Here is a 16,317-nt window from a genome sequence, read left to right as displayed (position 1 = left end):
GTTAGCCTCTGCGGGTGGTGTTCCTCGATCCGCCGGCGTGGCCGCACCGTGGGCGACTCTGGTCGCATCTGATCAGCGATCTCTCGTACGCCGAGCTGCACGCGTTCGCCGAGATGCTCGGCTCGCCGCCGCGCGCGTTCGACCGGGACCACTACGACCTGCCGGCGCACCGGTTCGCGATGGCGGTCTGGCTGGGCGCGACCGTCGTGCCGAGCCGGGAGATCGCGCGGATCCTGCGGGAGTCGGGCCTGCGCCGGCCCAAGCACCTCAACGGTCCAGGGCGCCCAGCTCACGGATGATGTTGGCGCGGGCCGGCTCGGTCCAGCGCTCGGCCAGGTCCGGGTTCCGGTAGAGGGCGGGCAGCTCCAGCAGCCGGCGCAGGATCGCGGCGCGGCCGGCGCGGAACTCCGCCTCCGGCACGAACTCGTACTCCTCGCGCACCGCGGCGGCGTAGGCGTCGTAGGCCGCCGGCGGGCTGGCCAGCACGGCCAGGTCGGCGTCGCAGAGCAGGGAACCGTCCCGATCGCCGGCCGGCGCGGCGTGGCCGGCCGTGAGCAGCACGAGCCGGCGTACCGTGTCGATCGCGTCGGTCGGCACACCCAGCGTGACCAACGCGTCCAGCGCCAGCTCGGCGGACGCCCGCTCGTTGCCGTCACCGGGCGTGCGCGGGTCGTAGACCGCGTCGTGGAACCACGCCGCGAGCCGCACCAGGTCCGGGTGGTCGGCCCGGTCGGCCTCCTCGTCGATGATCGCGAGCAGCGTCGCCAGGTGCTCGAGCGTGTGGTAGCGCCGATGCGGCTCGGCCCAGCGCGCCAGCAGCGCGGAGCCCTCGGCGTCGACGGTGTGGTCGTCGGCGGTCGCGCCGGCGCCCTGGGCGGCCGCGCGCCATGCGGTGGCGAGATCCCTCACAACACCATTCTGGCCGGATAAGACGCGTGTTGTGCTCATGATCGACGGTGACGTGGTCGCCGTCGGTACCCTGTCCCCATGACGCAGCCCATGATCGCCGCTGTGCCCGAGGAGCGTGGGCGCGGCTGGCGGGTGCTGGTGCTGTTCGGCGTCATCGGCTTCATCGCCCTCTGCGCGATCGCCATGTCGATCGTGCTGGGCTGGAACATCGGGGTCCAGGCCACCGTCATCGGCCTGGCCGCGGCCATCCTGCCGGTCCCCGTGCTGGTCGCCTGCTTCCTCTGGCTCGACCGCTACGAGCCCGAGCCGGCCAAGCTGCTCGCGGTCGCGTTCACCTGGGGCGCGTTCGTCGCCACCCTGGCGTCCTACGGGGTCAACACCGGCGCGGCGCACCTGTTCGCCAACGCCGGCCTCCCGGACAGCCTCGTCGCCGTGCTGGTGGCGCCGTTCATCGAGGAGACGATGAAGGCCCTCGGGCCGGCGCTGATCCTGGTGCTCTACCGCCGGGAGTTTTCCGGCATCACCGACGGCATCGTCTACTGCGGGTTGTCGGCGGTCGGCTTCGCGATGGTGGAGAACATCCTCTACCTCGGCGGCCACGGCTACGCGGCCGGCCGCGAGGAATACGGGCCCGCGGTCGGCGCGCAGATGCTGATCCTGACCTTCATCGTCCGGATCTTCCTCACCGGCTTCGCCCACCCGCTGTTCACCTCGATGACCGGCATCGGGCTGGGCATCGCGGCCCGCTCGGCCGACCGCTGGGTGCGGATCTGCGCCCCGCTGGCCGGCCTCCTGGTCGCGATGATGCTGCACGGCACCTGGAACCTCGTGCCGACGCTGGCCGCGTCCACGGGCGAGGGGCTGATCCTGCTCTACGGCTACATCGCGCTGATGGTCCCGGTCTTCTTCGGCGTCCTCGGCCTGACGATCTGGCTGCGCGGCTGGGAGGGGCGGCTCACCGAGCGGGCGCTGCCGGTCTACGTGCAGGCCGGTTGGCTCAGCCCGCCCGAGGTGGCGGCGCTCGGCTCCCTGGCCCGCCGGCACTCGGCCCGCCAGTGGGCCCGCCGGGTGGCCGGCCCGCAGGGCGTCAAGGCGATGCGCGGTTTCCAGTTCGCGGCGACCCGCCTCGCGCTGCTCCGCGACGGCCTGCACCGCGGCCTCGACAGCCGCCCGGCCGACCGGGCCCGGGCCGAGCGCGACGAGCAGCGGCTGCTGGCCGAGATGTCGACGTACCGCCAGGCGTTCGTGGGGCGCGACCCACAGGTGCCGCCGGCCGTCTGGGACGGTGAGCGCTATCGCGTGATGTTCCCCGACGGTGTGCAGCGGGACCTGCCCGCGCCCGAGGACCCGGTGGTGCCGATCCCGGTCGTGCTGGCCCCGCCGGTGCCGTACTACGGCCCCCGGATGCCCTACAGGTAGAGCCCGGTGGAGTCGTCCTCCACCCGCTGAGCGGCCACGGCGTGCACGTCGCGCTCGCGCAGCAGCACGTACTCCCGGCCCTGGAGCTCGACCTCGGATCGGTCCTCGGGGTCGAACAGCACGCGGTCGCCGGTCACGATCGAACGGACGTGCGGGCCGACGCCCACCGCCGTAGCCCAGGCGAGCCGGCGGCCCATCGACGCTGTCGCCGGAATCACGATGCCGGCGGTGGAGCGGCGCTCGCCCTCGGCACCGTCGAGACGGACGAGCAGGCGGTCGTGGAGCATCCGGATGGGCAGCTTCTCGGTTTCAGAGTCGGCCATCACGCGGGGAACGCTACCGCGCGGCCGCGCAGGACCCGCAAAGCCCACCACCCGCCGGGCAAATCCCGGTCGGATGGGCTAAGAGCGCGGTGGCGTTGCCGCTACGGTGGGAGAGCGATTCACGAGTCAGGGGGGAGTCTTGAGTCGGTTCCAGCAGGTTCAGGCGAGCCTCCGGCGCGCCTATCAGACAGGCCGCGACTCCGTGCGCGCCGCCCGGGCGGCCCGTGAGGTCGAGGCCCGCACCCCCGAGCCGTTCCGCCCGGTCCTGCCCGAGGCCGAGCCACCGCCGCCACCCACGCCGCCCCCGGCGACGCACCCGTCGACCACCAGCCGCGACGACGCCGACGTGCCCTACAGCCTGCGCATCTCGGCCGCCTGGTCGTGGCGCCTGCTGGTGCTGGCGGCAGCCGTCTACGGCGTGGTCTGGGTGATCGGCAACCTGCGCTTCGTGGTCATCCCGCTGGCGATCGCCCTGCTGCTGACCGCGCTCCTGTCGCCGGCCGTCGGCTGGCTGCTCCGGGCGCGCCTGCACCGCACGCTCGCCGTCGTGGTGGTGATGATCTGCGGCCTGGCCGCGGTCGCCGGCACGCTGACCCTGGTCGTCAACGAGTTCGTCAGCGGCGCGCCACAACTCGGCGCCGACGCCGCCAAGGGCATCCGGCAGATCCAGAACTGGCTGCAGACCGGCCCGCTGCACATGACCGACGCGCAGATCAACCACTACGTCGACGAGGCGCAGTCGTGGCTGACCGACAGCCCGACCCGCTTCACCAGCGGCGCGCTGGCCACCGCGGCCACGGTCGCCGAGGTGCTCACCGGCGCCCTGCTGGTGCTCTTCTCGACGTTCTTCTTCCTGCGCGACGGCCGCAAGATCTGGCGCTTCATCGTGCGGCTGTTCCCGGTCGGCGCCCGCTGGCGGATGGACGACGCGGGCCAGGCCTCGTGGGGAGCGCTGGGCAGCTACGTCCGGGCCACGGTGCTGGTGGCCTTCATCGACGCGGTCGGCATCGGCATCGCCCTGGTGGTCTTCCGGATCCCGTTCTTGTTCGCGCTCGCGGCCCTGGTCTTCCTGGGCGCCTTCATCCCGATCGTCGGCGCCACCCTCTCGGGCACGGTGGCGGTCCTGGTCGCCCTGGTGGCACAGGGCCCGATCGTCGCCTTGATCATCCTGGGCGCGGTGATCGGCGTGCAGCAGGTCGAGGGCCACATCCTCCAGCCACTGATCATGGGCCGCGCGGTCGCCATCCACCCGCTGGCGGTGATCGTCGGCATCGCCGCGGGCGTCGTCCTGGCGGGCATCGTGGGCGCGCTGATCGCGGTGCCCCTGATCGCGGTCCTCAACACGGCGATCCGCCGCCTCAACAAACGCCGCCCACCCAGCATCCCGCCCGGCGTCGAGGTGGTCAGTACGCGGGGATGACAAAAATTTGCCCATGGCTCGGGCCCGCGGTGGGCACGACCGTCGCTCCCGCCAGCCACCGCTCCGCTGCGCTCCGCTGCCAGGCCCGCGCTGGGTCGCGCCCACTCATAAGCAAGACAGACCCACGGCGGCGCTCGCCCGCCTACCTTCGGCGCCGCCCGCGCGGCCTTTGCGCTGATCACCGTTTACACATCCGGCTCGCGACGAAAGCGCTCGCGGGGCCCGCTGCGGCGCTAACCGCAGCCCGACGTAGCCGAGGGCTTCGATCGGGTCGCCCGCCCCTTGGCGCCCGGCGCACGCCGGGCCGCACGTGCGAGGCGCGCGGGGGCGCGGCGCGGGTTTGGCGCCGGGCGCCCGCGCGGCGGCGACCGTCCGGGCGGTGCCGCAGGCGTCGGCGCGGGCGCGGAGCCGGCCGCTCCGCAACGCGAGGGCGCCGCTGCGGCCGTCCGGCGCGGCGTCAACCTGTTTCACTCGCGGTCCGTGCGTGCGCGCCTTCTGGTCGCCCTCCGCGCGTCCGAGGCTGGTCCAGGGCGGTCCGGCCCTGCGGGCCTCTGCCGGGCGGCCCGGGGCAAGGGTGGTCAGTTCGCGGCGGCGAGGCGTTTCAGGGCGCCGACGGCGGCGTCCTGTTTCGTCGTGTACCAGAACGGCGGTAGCGAGTTGCGGAGGAAGCCGCCGTAGCCCCGGGCCGTTTCCAGGCGGCTGTCGAGGACCGCGACCACGCCCTTGTCGCCGTGGGAGCGGATCAGGCGCCCGGCGCCCTGCGCCAGCCGGATCGCCGCGATCGGGACGCTGACCGCCGCGAAGCCCGAGCCGCCGCCGGCGTCGACCGCGGCCGCCCGTGCGGCGGCCAACGGCTCGTCGGGGCGCGGGAACGGGAGCCGGTCGATGACCACGAGCTGGCAGGCATCGCCCGGCACGTCGACGCCCTGCCAGAGCGACATCACGCCGAACAGGCAGCTCGCCTTGTCCTCGCGGAAGCGCCGGACCAGCAGCGGCAGCGACTCGTCGCCCTGCAACAGCACCGGCAGGTCGGTGCGGGCCCGGACCAGGTCAGCGGCCTGCTGCGCGGCCTTGCGCGACGAGAACAGCCCCAGCGTGCGGCCGCCCAGCGCACCGACCAGCGTGAGCAGCTCCTCGCCGGCCTGCTCCGGCAGCCCCGACGCGGCGGGCCGCGGCAGGTGGGCGGCGACGTAGAGGATGCCCTGCTTGCCGTATTCGAACGGCGAGCCGACGTCGAGCGACCGCCACCCCGGGCCACCGCGCTCGGCGACCTCGCCGGCCGCGACCGACAGGTTGGGTGACCGGGCCGAGGTCTTGGCCGCCGCGGCGGCGGCGACCGCGGTGCGCGCCGCCGCGGCACCGGCCCCGCGGGGTGCCGGCACCGTCTCACCCGCCGGCAGGCCGAGCGCGCGGGCGACGGTGTCGAACCGCCCGCCGAGCGCCAGCGTCGCCGAGGTAGCCACCACCGTGCGCTCGTCGTAGAGGTGGGTGGCCAGCGTGCCGGCCACCGACAGCGGCGCGACCACCAGCGCCCGCCGGCCAGGGCCCAGGCGCTCGGGCTTCTCGACCCAGGCCACGTCGTGGTCGGCCTCCTCCAGGAGCCGCTGAGCGGTCTTGGAGATGTCGTCGACCAGGGCCTTGGCCTGCTGCTTGCGTACCGGATCAGGGTCGTCGCCCTTGATGTCACCGATCTTGTCGAGCGCGCCCCGGGTGGCGGCGTCGAGCAGCGTGCACGCCTCGCGCAGCGCGTCGGGCAGCCCGGCCACGATGCGGCCCGCGGGCGCCTCGGCCAGCCCGACGGCCAGCGCGTCGCCGGCCTCGAGCAGGGTCTCGGCCAGCTCCGGCTGGATGATCGGGCGGGCCCGGCGGGCGGCCCGGTCGACCAGCTCCGGGGTCAACTCGGCCTGTGACGCCGACGAGACCCGGTCGGCCAGCTCGTGCGCCTCGTCGACGACGAGCAGCTTGTGCGGCGGCACGATGTGCCGGCCCGCGAGCATGTCGACGGCCAGCAGGCTGTGGTTGGTGATCACGATGTCGGCCTCGCGGGCCCGCACCCGGGACGCCTCGGCGAAGCACTCGGTGCCGTAGGGGCAGCGTTGCGCGCCGACGCACTCGCGGGCCGGCATCGAGACCTGCTTCCACGCCTGGTCGTCGACGCCGGGGTCGAGCTCGTCGCGGTCGCCGGTGGCGGTCTCCATCGCCCACTCCTGCAGCCGCAGGACCTGCTTGCCGAGGCGGCCGGCCTCGCCGAGCCACTTCACCGGGGCGGCCGGCGCGGCCGCGGGCGCGTCGAACAGCGCGTCCTCGGGCTCCTCCTCGGCGGTGTTCTCGAGTCGGGCCAGGCACAGGTAGTGGTGTCGTCCCTTGAGGACGGCGAACGTCGGCCGGCGCCCGAGCACCGGCTCGACCGCGTCGGCGAGCCGGGGCAGGTCGTGGTCGACCAGTTGGGACTGCAGCGCCAGCGTCGCGGTGGAGACGACCACCGGGCCGTCGACGGTCAGCGCGGGCGCGAGGTAGCCCAGCGACTTGCCGGTGCCCGTGCCGGCCTGCACCAGCAGGTGCTCGCGGGCCTCCAGGCTCTCCGCGATGGCGGCGGTCATCTGCTGCTGACCAGGGCGCGCGACCCCGCCCGGAACGGCGCCGACCGCGGCGCTGAGCAATGCCTCGGCGGACGGTCGGGTGCGCGCAGTCGAGGTCACCGTGCGACCGTACCCGCACCCCCCGACGAACCTCGTCCGCGCCACGTGCCGTTAACCCGGCAACGCGAGAGCGGTTACCCGGAATCGGCTAGGGTGTTTGCGTGCCGAGCGACATCGTCCGGGTGGTCTACCGCAAATATGACGGTTCCGCCCACAGGGACTATCCCGCTCGTCGCCTGGCGGAAGACGACCTGGGCGTCTGGCTGGGCGTGACCACCGGCACCGAGTCCGTCTACCACGGTCGGCCTTCGGTGGAGAAGATCCCGTTTGTCTTGCTTGTGCCGCACGACGCCTGGTGGACCGGGATGTTCAACCCGCCGCCGCGCACCAGCGAGGTCTACTGCGACATCACCACACCGGCCAACTGGCGCGGCGACACCGTGCACCTGGTCGACCTCGACCTCGACGTGGTCCGCCGCCGGGCGACCGGCACGGTCGAGTTGCGCGACGAGGACGAGTTCGCCGACCACCGCGCCCGCTTCGGTTACCCGGACGACCTGGTCGCCTCGGCCGAGGCCGCGGCCAAGCTGCTCCTACAGGCCCTCGGCGACGGCACCGAGCCGTTCGCCACCGCGTACCGGAAATGGCTCTCGCTCGTCGTCTAGTTCCTGGGTGGCCAGCCCGCCGCGTCGGGCGCCGCCGCCGGCACGCGGGTCAGCTTCTCGGGGTTGAGTTGGTTGTACGCCGCCGTGACGCGACCGCCGTCGATCGCGAACGAGAGCACGCAACGGAACGGCCGACCGTCCTTGTAGACCGCGTCGACCAGCACGCCGAGCCCACCGTCCACATCGACGATCTCCGCGCGCAGGTCGGCCGCCATGTCCGGCAGCATCCGCACCAGGCCGAGCACGAACTTGGCCACCTGCTCGGGGCCGACCAGCGGCCGCCGGGCGGCGGGGAAGTAGCCGCCGGAGTCGCCCACGAACACCACGTCGGGCGCCAGCACCGCCATCAGCTTCTCGATGTCGCCGGTCTCGGTCGCGGCCAGGAACGCCTCGACGACCCGGCGCTGCTCGGCGGGTGAGGCGGTGTTGCGCGGCGCGCCCTCGGTGACCGCGCGGCGGGCCCGCGAGGCGAGTTGGCGGGCGGCCGGCACCGTCGTGCCCATCGCCGTCGCGATGCCGTCGAACGGCACACCGAACGCGTCGTGCAGCACGAACGCCACCCGTTGCTCCGGGGTGAGCCGCTCCAGCACCACCATCAGCGCCATGCCGACCTCGTCGCCGCGCACCGCCCGCTCCGCGGGGTCGGGCGAAGAACCGCCGGTCGCGCCCGGCGGATCGGCCAGCCGGCTCACCAGGGGTTCCGGCAGCCATTCACCGTGGTACGCCTCGCGGCGCACGCGGGCCGACCGCAGCACGTCGAGGCAGATCCGGGCCGTGGTGGTGGTGAGCCAGCCGCGCAGCTCGCGGATCTCGGCCCGGGCCGCCGGGTCCGCCAGCGCGCCCGCGTACCGCAGCCAGGCCTCCTGGACCGCGTCCTCGGCCTCCGCCCGACTGCCCAGCATCCGGTACGCCACAGCGGTGAGATGGTCACGCTCGGCTTCGAACTCGCTCGCAAGGTCTTGCATGCCGACCTCCCCTTGTGGGCATTCTGCCAGCGTCGGCATTGTCGCCGGCTGTGGCACCGATCCGGGGAGTGACCGATATGTCAGATATGCGGAGCTTGTGGCGGGTGGGAACGGACAGCCCGGACGTCCCGGTCGACTTGGGCGCGATCGACCCCCGGTCGACACCCGGCCTGCCCGGCCGCAAGGTCACCGGCGACGACCCGAAGCTGTGGGCCCGCTCCGAGGTCGAGCGGATCGGTGCCGAGCTGGCCACGCAGCAGGAGATGCTGTTCGCCCAGGCCGCGGTCGAGCCGCAACTCGGCCGCACGGTGCTGCTGGTGCTGCAGGCGATGGACTGCGGCGGCAAGGACGGCGCGATCAAGCGGGTGGCCGGCTCGATGGACCCGCTGGGCCTGCGGATCACGGCGTTCGGCCCGCCCACCCCCGACGAGCTCCGGCACGACTTCCTGTGGCGGATCCGCAAGGCGCTGCCGCCCACCGGCTACGTCGGCGTGTTCAACCGGTCGCACTACGAGGACGTGCTCGTGGTCCGCGTCAACGGGCTCGCGCCGGAGTCGGTCTGGCGGCCGCGCTACAAGAAGATCAACGACTTCGAGCGGCGGTTGGCCGGCGCCGGCACCACGGTGGTCAAGGTCATGCTGCACATCTCCCGCGACGAGCAGCGGGATCGACTGATGCAGCGGCTGATCAACCCCGACAAGCACTGGAAGTTCAACCCCGCGGACCTCGACGCGCGCGGGCGGTGGGACGACTACCAGGCCGCGTACGCCGAGGCGCTGGCCCGGTGCGCGTCCGACGAGGCGCCCTGGTACGTGTTGCCGGCCGACCGCAAGTGGTACCGGGACTGGGCGCTGGCCCATCTGCTCCGCGAGACGTTCGCGGACCTGAAGCTGTCCTATCCCCAGCCGGACTACGACGTGACAGCGCAGCGCCATCGATTGGAGACGGACGGGTGATCTAGGTGAACGAAAGGTGAACGGGGGATTGCGGTCGGGTTGACCTTGGTAGCCCGGCGCAAGTTCTGAACTGAGGTTTCTTAGCATTCGGTGAACGCGTTCCCCGGCAGCGCGTCCGGACACCCCCTTCGACGCGACGAGGTCCGTGCCGTGAAGTTCTCCTTCCGTCCAACCGACGGCGCCTTCTACGAGCTGTTCAGCAGGGCGGCGGACAACCACGTCCGCGGCACCGAGCTGCTGCAGGAGCTGGCGCTGCCCGGTGTCGACGTGCAATCGGTCAGCGAGCGGCTGACCGAGGTCGAGCACGACAGCGACCAGCTGACCCACGAGCTGTACCAGAAGATCAACTCGACGTTCGTCACGCCGTTCGACCGTGAGGACATCTACCGGCTCGGCTCGCTGCTCGACGACGTGATGGACCACCTGGAAGCCGTCGGCAACCTGCTCTACCTGTACGGGCTGACGAAGCTGCCAGCGCTGCCGCGGGAGATGCACGAGCTGGTCAACGTGCTCGACCAGCAGGCCAAGCTGACCGCCGACGCGATGCCCCGACTCAAGTCGATGAAGGACCTCGAGGACTACTGGATCGAGTGCAACCGGCTCGAGAACGAGGGCGACCGGTCGTACCGGATGCTGCTGGTCCGGCTCTTCTCGGGCGAGTACGACGCGCTGACGGTGCTCAAGATGAAGGAGGTCGCCGACGAGCTCGAAGCGGCCTGCGACGCCTTCGAGCACGTCGCCAACACCGTGCAGACGATCGCGGTCAAGGAATCCTGACCCGTTGGACACTGCTCTCGTCGCCGTTATCGCGGTGATCGTCGTCGCGCTCGCGTTCGACTACACCAACGGCTTCCACGACGCCGCCAACGCGATCGCCACCAGCGTCTCGACCCGGGCCCTCACGCCCGGCGTGGCCCTGCTGATGGCCGCCATCGGCAACTTCATCGGCGCGCACTTCGGTGAGAAGGTCGCCAAGACGGTCGGCTCCGGCCTGGTCAACCTGCCAACCGGCGCAGGCAGCCTGGGCGTGGTCTTCGCCGGCGTGGCCGGCGCGATCGTCTGGAACCTGATCACGTGGTACTTCGGCCTGCCCTCGTCGTCGTCCCACGCACTCATCGGTGGCCTGGTCGGCGCGACGCTGGCCGCATCGGGCACGGTCCTCTGGGCGAAGGTCCTCGAGAGCGTCGTGCTCCCGATGGTGCTCTCGCCGCTGGTCGGCTTCGCCCTGGGCTACCTCGCCATGCTGCTGATCCTGCGGGTCTTCCGGTCCGGCCACCCGACCAAGCTCAACCGCGGCTTCCGCTGGGCACAGACGGTCTCCGCGGCGGCGATGTCGGTGGGCCACGGCATGCAGGACGCGGCGAAGACCATCGGAATCATCGTGCTGGCGTTGTACGTGGGCGGCCACCAGGACAGCCCGGGCACGATCCCGGAGTGGGCGTTCTGGACGTCGGCGTCGGTGCTGGCCCTCGGCACGTACGCCGGTGGTTGGCGGATCATCCGCACGCTGGGCCGCCGGATCATCCACCTGGGCCCACCGGAGGGCTTCGCCGCCGAAACAGTGGCCAGCGGCGTCCTCTACTTCAACGCCCTGGTCCTGGGCGCGCCGATCTCGACGACACACACGATCACGTCGGCCATCATGGGCGTAGGCGCGACCAAGAAGCTGTCGGCGGTCCGCTGGGGCGTAGCAGGCAACATCGTCGGCGCCTGGATCCTGACGTTCCCGGCCGCCGGCGCGATGGCGGCCCTGGCGTACTTCCTGGTCCGCCCGATGTTCTAACGGTTGTCCTTGCGTGACTGCACCCGTTTGGTGGCGGCGCGGGCGGTGGCATGCCGCTTGAGCCGGTCAGGCGTGCGGGGCGCGCGGTCGACGACCTGGTCGCCGCCCGCAGCGGCCCCGCCACGCCGGGGCCGCTGCGGGCTGGCCGGCGGCGTGAACGTGGCAGCGCGGGCCTCGGCGATCCGCTCGGCCTTGAGCGCCCGCGCGGCGGCCCGGGCGGCGCCGGCCAACCGGCGGCTGACCCGGGCAAGCGCCTCCTCGAACACCTCGGCCTTGTCCCGGTCACGGTTGCCCTTGGGATAGGCCTTGCCGCGCCCGCCGGTGTCCCGCACGCGCGACGCCGACTGACGCCGGTAGTTCGTGACGTACTTGTCCCGCGCGCGCCGCACCCGCGTATGCAGCGCGACCAACTCGTCCTCGTCGAGCAGGGCAAGCTCGTCACCCGCCGTCTCCCGAACGAGGGCTTGCTCGACCTCGGTCAACGACCCGACCAGCGACTGCATGATCGCCTCCCCGAAAACGCGACCTTTCCCCCATCTTCGCCGGGCTTTAGAGGGCTCGCGCCGCTTTGGCCCGAGTCCCCATCACCTCGCCGGCCCAGCCCCGCGGACAGGCTTTGCTCTGCTTACACATACGCACCGCAGGTCAGCCGTGGTGGTGCGTGGGTGGAAGCAGAGCAGGGCGGGTGGTGCGCCGCCTGTCTGGCCCGTGCGCTGATCTTGTTGGTTCGGCAGGAAGTCGCATGGGTTTGGGTGGGGACGGCGGGCGCCCGTCGAGCGGGCCATCGGCGGCGTTGACCTTGGGTTCGGCTCTGCCGCCGGTTGCGCACAACCGAGCCGGCGGGGTGGCGCGTGGGTGGAAGCAGAGCAAGGCGGATGGTGCGCCGCCCGTCTGGCCCGTGCGCCGGTCTTGTCGTATCGCGGGAAAGTCACATCCGCCTGGGCGCGGTGTTGACCTTGGCTTGCTCTGCTTCCATCCACGCACCACTCCGCTTGACCTGCGGTGCGTATGTGTAAGCAGAGCAAAGCCTGCGCGAAACAGGGTGACAGCCCGGGGTTGAGCAGGGATTGGTGCGGAGCCGGCGAGCGGAGCGGTCCCTCGCGGGAGGAGCGGTCCGGACCGCCGCGGACCCGAGAGAAAATAGATCTTGTTAGTAGTTCACGCCGATCTGGGAGCGGATCTCGTCGAGGAGGCCCATCACCTCGAGGGTGGTGGCGTGGGGGACCAACGGGCTTTCGAGGAGGCCCTCCGCGAGGCAGCGTTGCACCTCGAGCGCTTCGAACTGGTAGCCGTGGCCCGGGTGGGGGTTGGCCACCGTGACCGGGTCCTTGCCCGGGCGGTGCAGTGTGTAGCGGTCCGCCATGAAGAACGTCGGCAGTTCGATGCGGCCGTCCGTGCCCGTGATCGTTGCCTCGACCGGCGTCGTGCCTACCAGGCCGCAGGTCAGCGCTGCCACCGCGGCTGACTCGTCGTAGCCGAAGACTATGCCCGTGTTCTCGTCCGTGCCCTCCGGGCCGATTTTCGCCCACGCGCGGATGTGGTCCGGTGCGCCGAGCACCAGGTGCGCCATCGTGACCGGGTAGATGCCCAGGTCCAGCAGTGCGCCGCCGCCCAGTTCGCGGGCGCGCAGGCGGTGCGACGGGGGGAACGGGCCGTAGATGCCGAAGTCCGCCTGGACCGTCGTGACCCTGCCGATCGTGCCGTCGGCGATCAGGTCCAGGACCGTGCGGACCGTCGGGTTGACCCTGGTCCACATCGCTTCCATGAAGAAGACGCCGGTGGAGCGGGCCGTGGAGACCAGTTCCGCGGCGCTGGCGCGGTCCAGCGTGACCGGCTTCTCGCAGAGCACCGGCTTGCCCGCCCGCAGGCAGGTCATCGCCGCCTCGAAGTGGGCCGAGTGCGGGGTCGCCACGTAGATCACGTCGACGTCGGGGTCCGCGGCCAGGGCCTCCCACGAGCCGTGTGCGCGTGGCACGTCGAACCGGCCCGCGAACGACTTCGCCGCCTCGACCGACCGCGAACCCACCGCGACCAGCGAGGCGCCCGGGGCGTGGCGCAGGTCGGCGGCGAACTTGGCGGCGATCGTGCCCGTCGCGAGAATTCCCCACCTCGTCATGGCAGGCACGCTAGCCCACGCCTGTGCGGATAGGCTCAGCCGGTGGTCGAGGAGTTCGCAGCACCACCCGAGATCGTCGACCATGCGCGACGGTTCGCGGCCGAGGGCCGCACGCCAGTCACGCCCCGGCTGGCCGCCACCGTGCTGCTCTTGCGGGAGGCGGGCAACGGCTTCGAGGTGTACGTGATCCGCCGGGTCGCCGCGATGGCGTTCGGCGGGCGCTACGCGTTCCCCGGCGGCGGTGTCGACCCGACCGACTCCCGCAAGGACCTCGGCGCCGACCCGACCGGCCTGGCCGAGCGGCTGGCCACCGACCCCCAGCGCGCGCAGGCGATCGTCTGCGCCGCCGCCCGCGAGGTCTTCGAAGAGGCCGGTGTGCTGCTCGCCGGCCCGTCCTCCGGCACCGTCGTCGGTGACGTCAGCGGTGACGACTGGGAAGCCGCCCGGCGCGCGCTGGTCGCCCGCGAGCTGTCCTTCGCCGACCTGCTCGAGCAGCGCGCGCTGACGTTGCGGGCCGATCTGTTGGCGCCGTGGAGCCGGTGGATCACCCCGGAGTTCGAGCCGCGGCGGTTCGACACCTACTTCTTCGTCGCCGCGCTGCCCGGTGGGCAGGTCACCCGCGACGTTTCCGGCGAGGCCGACCACACGATGTGGATCCGGCCCGCCGACGCCGTCGAGCGGGCCGAGCGCGGCGAGGTCGCCATGTTGCCGCCGACGATCATGACGTTGAAGCAGGTCGCCGAGTGTGCCGACATCCCGGCGGTGTTCGCGGCGGCGGCGCGGCGCGAGCCGGCCGCCGCCGTGACACCGACGCTGGACCTCACGGGCGAGCCGCGGTTCAGGTACGGCTGAACGCCGCCAGGTCCCGCCGCACCGCCTCCGCCGTGTAGGTGTCGGCCTTCACCAGTGCGGCCGGTGGCCCGGTGAACAGCACCTCGCCGCCCTTGGTGCCGCCCTCGGGGCCCAGGTCGACGATCCAGTCGGCGTTCTTGATGACGTCGAGGTTGTGCTCGATCACGACCACCGAGTTGCCCTGGTTGACCAGCCGGTCGACGATCTCCAGCAGGTGCTGGATGTCGGACATGTGCAGGCCCGTGGTCGGCTCGTCCATCACGTACACCGTGCCGGTCTTGTGCAGCTCCGTGGCGAGCTTGATGCGTTGGCACTCGCCGCCGGACAGCGTGCTGAGCGGCTGGCCGAGCCGCAGGTAGTCGAGGCCAACGTCGTTGACCGCGGACAGCACCGTGCGCAGCTTCTTCTCGGTGAAGAACTCCGCCGCCTCGGCCGCGGTCAGCTCGAGCACGTCGGCGATCGACTTGCCCCGCAGCTGGTAGCCCAGCACCTCCTCGGAGAACCGCCGGCCGTGGCAGATCTCGCACGGCGACTTGAAGCCCTCCATGAACCCGAGGTCCGTGTAGATCACGCCGAGGCCCTGGCAGTTGGTGCAGGCGCCCTTGGAGTTGAAGCTGAACAGGCCCGCGTTGACGCCGTTGGCCTTCGCGAACAGCCGCCGGATGTCGTCCATGAGCCCGGTGTACGTGGCCGGGTTGGACCGGATCGACGCGCCCACCGCCGACTGGTCGATGTCGACCGCGTCCGGATGGAGACCCAGGAACACCTCGTTGATCAGCGTGCTCTTGCCGGACCCGGCGACGCCCGTGACGACGGTCAGCACGCCGGTCGGGATGTCGACGGTGACGTTCTTGAGGTTGTTGCGGGTCGCGCCGCGGATCGTCAGCGCGCCGGTCGGCGTCCGCGCCGACTCCTTGAGCGGCAGCGCGTGCTTCATGAACCGGCCGGTCAGGGTCGGCGCCTCGGCCAACTCGGCGAAGCTGCCGGTGAACACCACCTGGCCGCCGCGCGCGCCGGCCTTCGGGCCCAGGTCGACGACGTGGTCGGCGACGGCGATCACGTCCCGGTCGTGCTCGACGACCAGCACCGTGTTGCCCTTGTCGCGCAGCTTGACCAGCAGTTCGTTGAGCCGCTGCACGTCGTGGGCGTGCAGGCCGATGCTCGGCTCGTCGAAGACGTACATCATGTCGATCAGGCTGCTGCTCAGGTGCCGGACCATCTTGATGCGCTGCGACTCGCCGCCGGAGAGGCTGGTCGTCTCGCGGTCGAGCCGGATGTAGCCGAGCCCGATCGTGACCAGGTTGCGCACGCGGTCGATCAGGCTCGCCACGATCGGCCCGCCGGCACCGTCGACCGTGCCGGCCAGCTCGCCCAGGGTCGCGAGCAGGTCGGTCGCCTCCATCGCCAGCAGGTCCGTGATGTGGTAGCCCTCGACCGAGGCGGCCAGTGCCGCTTGGGACAGCCGGCCGCCCTTGCACAGCGGGCAGGTGCCCGTCGTGACGAAGCGGAGCAGGGACGCCTTGTTGCGCTCGGACATCGCGCCGAGGTCCTTCTTGACGTAGAGCCGGGTGAACTTGTCGACCAGACCCTCGTACGTCGTGTTGATCTTGCCGCCCTGCCACTCGACCGGCACTTTGCCCGTGCCGTGCAGGAACACCTCCCATTCCTGGTCGGTGTAGTCGCGCAGCGGCTTGTCGGCGTCGAACCAGCCCGACATGAGGTAGGTGCTCAGGTACCAGCCGCCGACGGCGAAGTCGGGGTGCAGCACCGCGCCCTCGTTGAGCGACCTGGACCGGTCGACCAGCTTGTCGAGGTCGATGGTGGTGACGTGGCCGAGCCCGTCGCACTCGGGGCACATGCCCTGCGGGTCGTTGAACGAGAACGCGTTCGAGAAGCCGACGTGCGGCCGGCCCACCCGGGAGAAGAGCAGCCGGATCAGCGGGTTGATGTCGGTGATCGTGCCGACCGTCGAGCGGGAGCTGCCGCCCAGCCGCTTCTGGTCGACGACGATCGCGGCGGACAGGTTCTCGATGGCGTCGACGTCGGGCTGGCCGTAGCTGGGCAGGAAGTTGCGGGCGAACGCGGTGAACGTCTCGTTGAGCTGCCGCTGTGCCTCCGCGGCGATCGTGTCGAAGACCAGTGACGACTTGCCTGAGCCAGAGACACCGGTGAACACGGTGATCTGGCGCTTCGGGATCCGGACGGTGACGTCCTTGAGGTTGTTTTCGCGGGCTCCGGTGATCTCGATGTAGTCCGTCAGCACCCGTACA

Annotated in this window: 14 protein-coding genes and 1 pseudogene; 8 read left to right on the top strand and 7 right to left on the bottom strand. The window is 71.7% G+C overall.

Annotated elements, in window-relative coordinates; all coding sequences use genetic code 11:
* Positions 1 to 14 precede the first annotated feature (14 nt).
* Positions 15 to 299, top strand: a complete 285-nt coding sequence (locus Air01nite_RS14875; RefSeq protein ID WP_203702855.1) for a DUF4031 domain-containing protein — start codon at positions 15 to 17, stop codon at positions 297 to 299.
* Here the strand turns inward: Air01nite_RS14875 and Air01nite_RS14870 are convergent.
* Positions 268 to 909 (bottom strand): HD domain-containing protein, encoded by a 642-nt coding sequence (locus tag Air01nite_RS14870; RefSeq protein WP_239090720.1) that lies wholly within the window; start codon positions 907 to 909, stop codon positions 268 to 270. The genes Air01nite_RS14875 and Air01nite_RS14870 overlap by 32 nt on opposite strands.
* A 72-nt stretch (positions 910 to 981) precedes the next feature.
* Here Air01nite_RS14870 and Air01nite_RS14865 point away from each other — a divergent pair.
* Positions 982 to 2,328 (top strand): annotated as a pseudogene (locus Air01nite_RS14865) (PrsW family intramembrane metalloprotease); the annotation flags it as partial.
* Here the strand turns inward: Air01nite_RS14865 and Air01nite_RS14860 are convergent.
* Entirely contained in the window at positions 2,319 to 2,651 is a 333-nt protein-coding gene (locus Air01nite_RS14860; protein WP_203702849.1) for a GroES family chaperonin, read from the bottom strand. The pseudogene Air01nite_RS14865 and the gene Air01nite_RS14860 overlap by 10 nt on opposite strands.
* Positions 2,652 to 2,790: 139 nt before the next feature.
* On the opposite strand from Air01nite_RS14860, the gene Air01nite_RS14855 reads away from it, so the two are divergent.
* Positions 2,791 to 4,071 (top strand): AI-2E family transporter, encoded by a 1,281-nt coding sequence (locus Air01nite_RS14855; RefSeq protein WP_203702847.1) that lies wholly within the window; start codon positions 2,791 to 2,793, stop codon positions 4,069 to 4,071.
* A 578-nt stretch (positions 4,072 to 4,649) separates the two neighbouring features.
* On the opposite strand, the gene Air01nite_RS14850 is transcribed toward Air01nite_RS14855, so the two are convergent.
* Complete coding sequence (locus tag Air01nite_RS14850; RefSeq protein ID WP_239090719.1) at positions 4,650 to 6,770, bottom strand: ATP-dependent DNA helicase; 2,121 nt, start codon at positions 6,768 to 6,770, stop codon at positions 4,650 to 4,652.
* A gap of 101 nt (positions 6,771 to 6,871) precedes the next feature.
* Between Air01nite_RS14850 and Air01nite_RS14845 the strand changes: the two genes are divergently transcribed.
* Entirely contained in the window at positions 6,872 to 7,375 is a 504-nt protein-coding gene (locus tag Air01nite_RS14845; protein WP_203702845.1) for a DUF402 domain-containing protein, read from the top strand.
* On the opposite strand, the gene sigJ is transcribed toward Air01nite_RS14845, so the two are convergent.
* Positions 7,372 to 8,340 (bottom strand): RNA polymerase sigma factor SigJ, encoded by a 969-nt coding sequence (gene sigJ / locus Air01nite_RS14840; protein ID WP_203702843.1) that lies wholly within the window; start codon positions 8,338 to 8,340, stop codon positions 7,372 to 7,374. The genes Air01nite_RS14845 and sigJ overlap by 4 nt on opposite strands.
* Before the next feature lie 77 nt (positions 8,341 to 8,417).
* Here sigJ and Air01nite_RS14835 point away from each other — a divergent pair, with 77 nt between their 5' ends.
* The 3 genes from Air01nite_RS14835 (at position 8,418) to Air01nite_RS14825 (ending at position 11,079) form a co-directional block, all read left to right on the top strand.
* Positions 8,418 to 9,296, top strand: coding sequence for a PPK2 family polyphosphate kinase (locus tag Air01nite_RS14835; protein ID WP_203702841.1), 879 nt, complete (start codon positions 8,418 to 8,420; stop codon positions 9,294 to 9,296).
* Positions 9,297 to 9,446: 150 nt separating this feature from the next.
* Positions 9,447 to 10,073: a DUF47 domain-containing protein gene (locus Air01nite_RS14830; protein ID WP_203702839.1), complete on the top strand. Its 627-nt coding sequence runs from the start codon at positions 9,447 to 9,449 to the stop codon at positions 10,071 to 10,073.
* 4 nt (positions 10,074 to 10,077) lie between these two features.
* Complete coding sequence (locus Air01nite_RS14825) at positions 10,078 to 11,079, top strand: inorganic phosphate transporter (RefSeq protein WP_203702836.1); 1,002 nt, start codon at positions 10,078 to 10,080, stop codon at positions 11,077 to 11,079.
* Here the strand turns inward: Air01nite_RS14825 and Air01nite_RS14820 are convergent.
* The gene (locus Air01nite_RS14820; protein ID WP_203702834.1) at positions 11,076 to 11,582 is read right to left on the bottom strand and encodes a hypothetical protein; all 507 of its coding nucleotides are present in this window, start codon (positions 11,580 to 11,582) and stop codon (positions 11,076 to 11,078) included. The two genes, Air01nite_RS14825 and Air01nite_RS14820, sit on opposite strands and share 4 nt — an antisense overlap.
* Positions 11,583 to 12,229: 647 nt before the next feature.
* A complete protein-coding gene (locus Air01nite_RS14815; protein WP_203702832.1) occupies positions 12,230 to 13,195 on the bottom strand; it encodes a Gfo/Idh/MocA family protein in 966 nt (321 codons plus the stop codon).
* A 42-nt stretch (positions 13,196 to 13,237) separates the two neighbouring features.
* Between Air01nite_RS14815 and Air01nite_RS14810 the strand changes: the two genes are divergently transcribed.
* Positions 13,238 to 14,047, top strand: a complete 810-nt coding sequence (locus Air01nite_RS14810) for an NUDIX hydrolase (protein WP_203702830.1) — start codon at positions 13,238 to 13,240, stop codon at positions 14,045 to 14,047.
* Here Air01nite_RS14810 and Air01nite_RS14805 read toward each other — a convergent pair.
* Positions 14,034 to 16,310, bottom strand: a complete 2,277-nt coding sequence (locus tag Air01nite_RS14805) for an ATP-binding cassette domain-containing protein (protein ID WP_203702829.1) — start codon at positions 16,308 to 16,310, stop codon at positions 14,034 to 14,036. The two genes, Air01nite_RS14810 and Air01nite_RS14805, sit on opposite strands and share 14 nt — an antisense overlap.
* Between the last annotated feature and the right edge of the window lie 7 nt (positions 16,311 to 16,317).

The sequence above is a fragment of the Asanoa iriomotensis genome (genome assembly GCF_016862515.1).
GTDB lineage: Bacteria > Actinomycetota > Actinomycetes > Mycobacteriales > Micromonosporaceae > Asanoa > Asanoa iriomotensis.
This window is presented reverse-complemented; position numbering and strand designations above follow the sequence as displayed.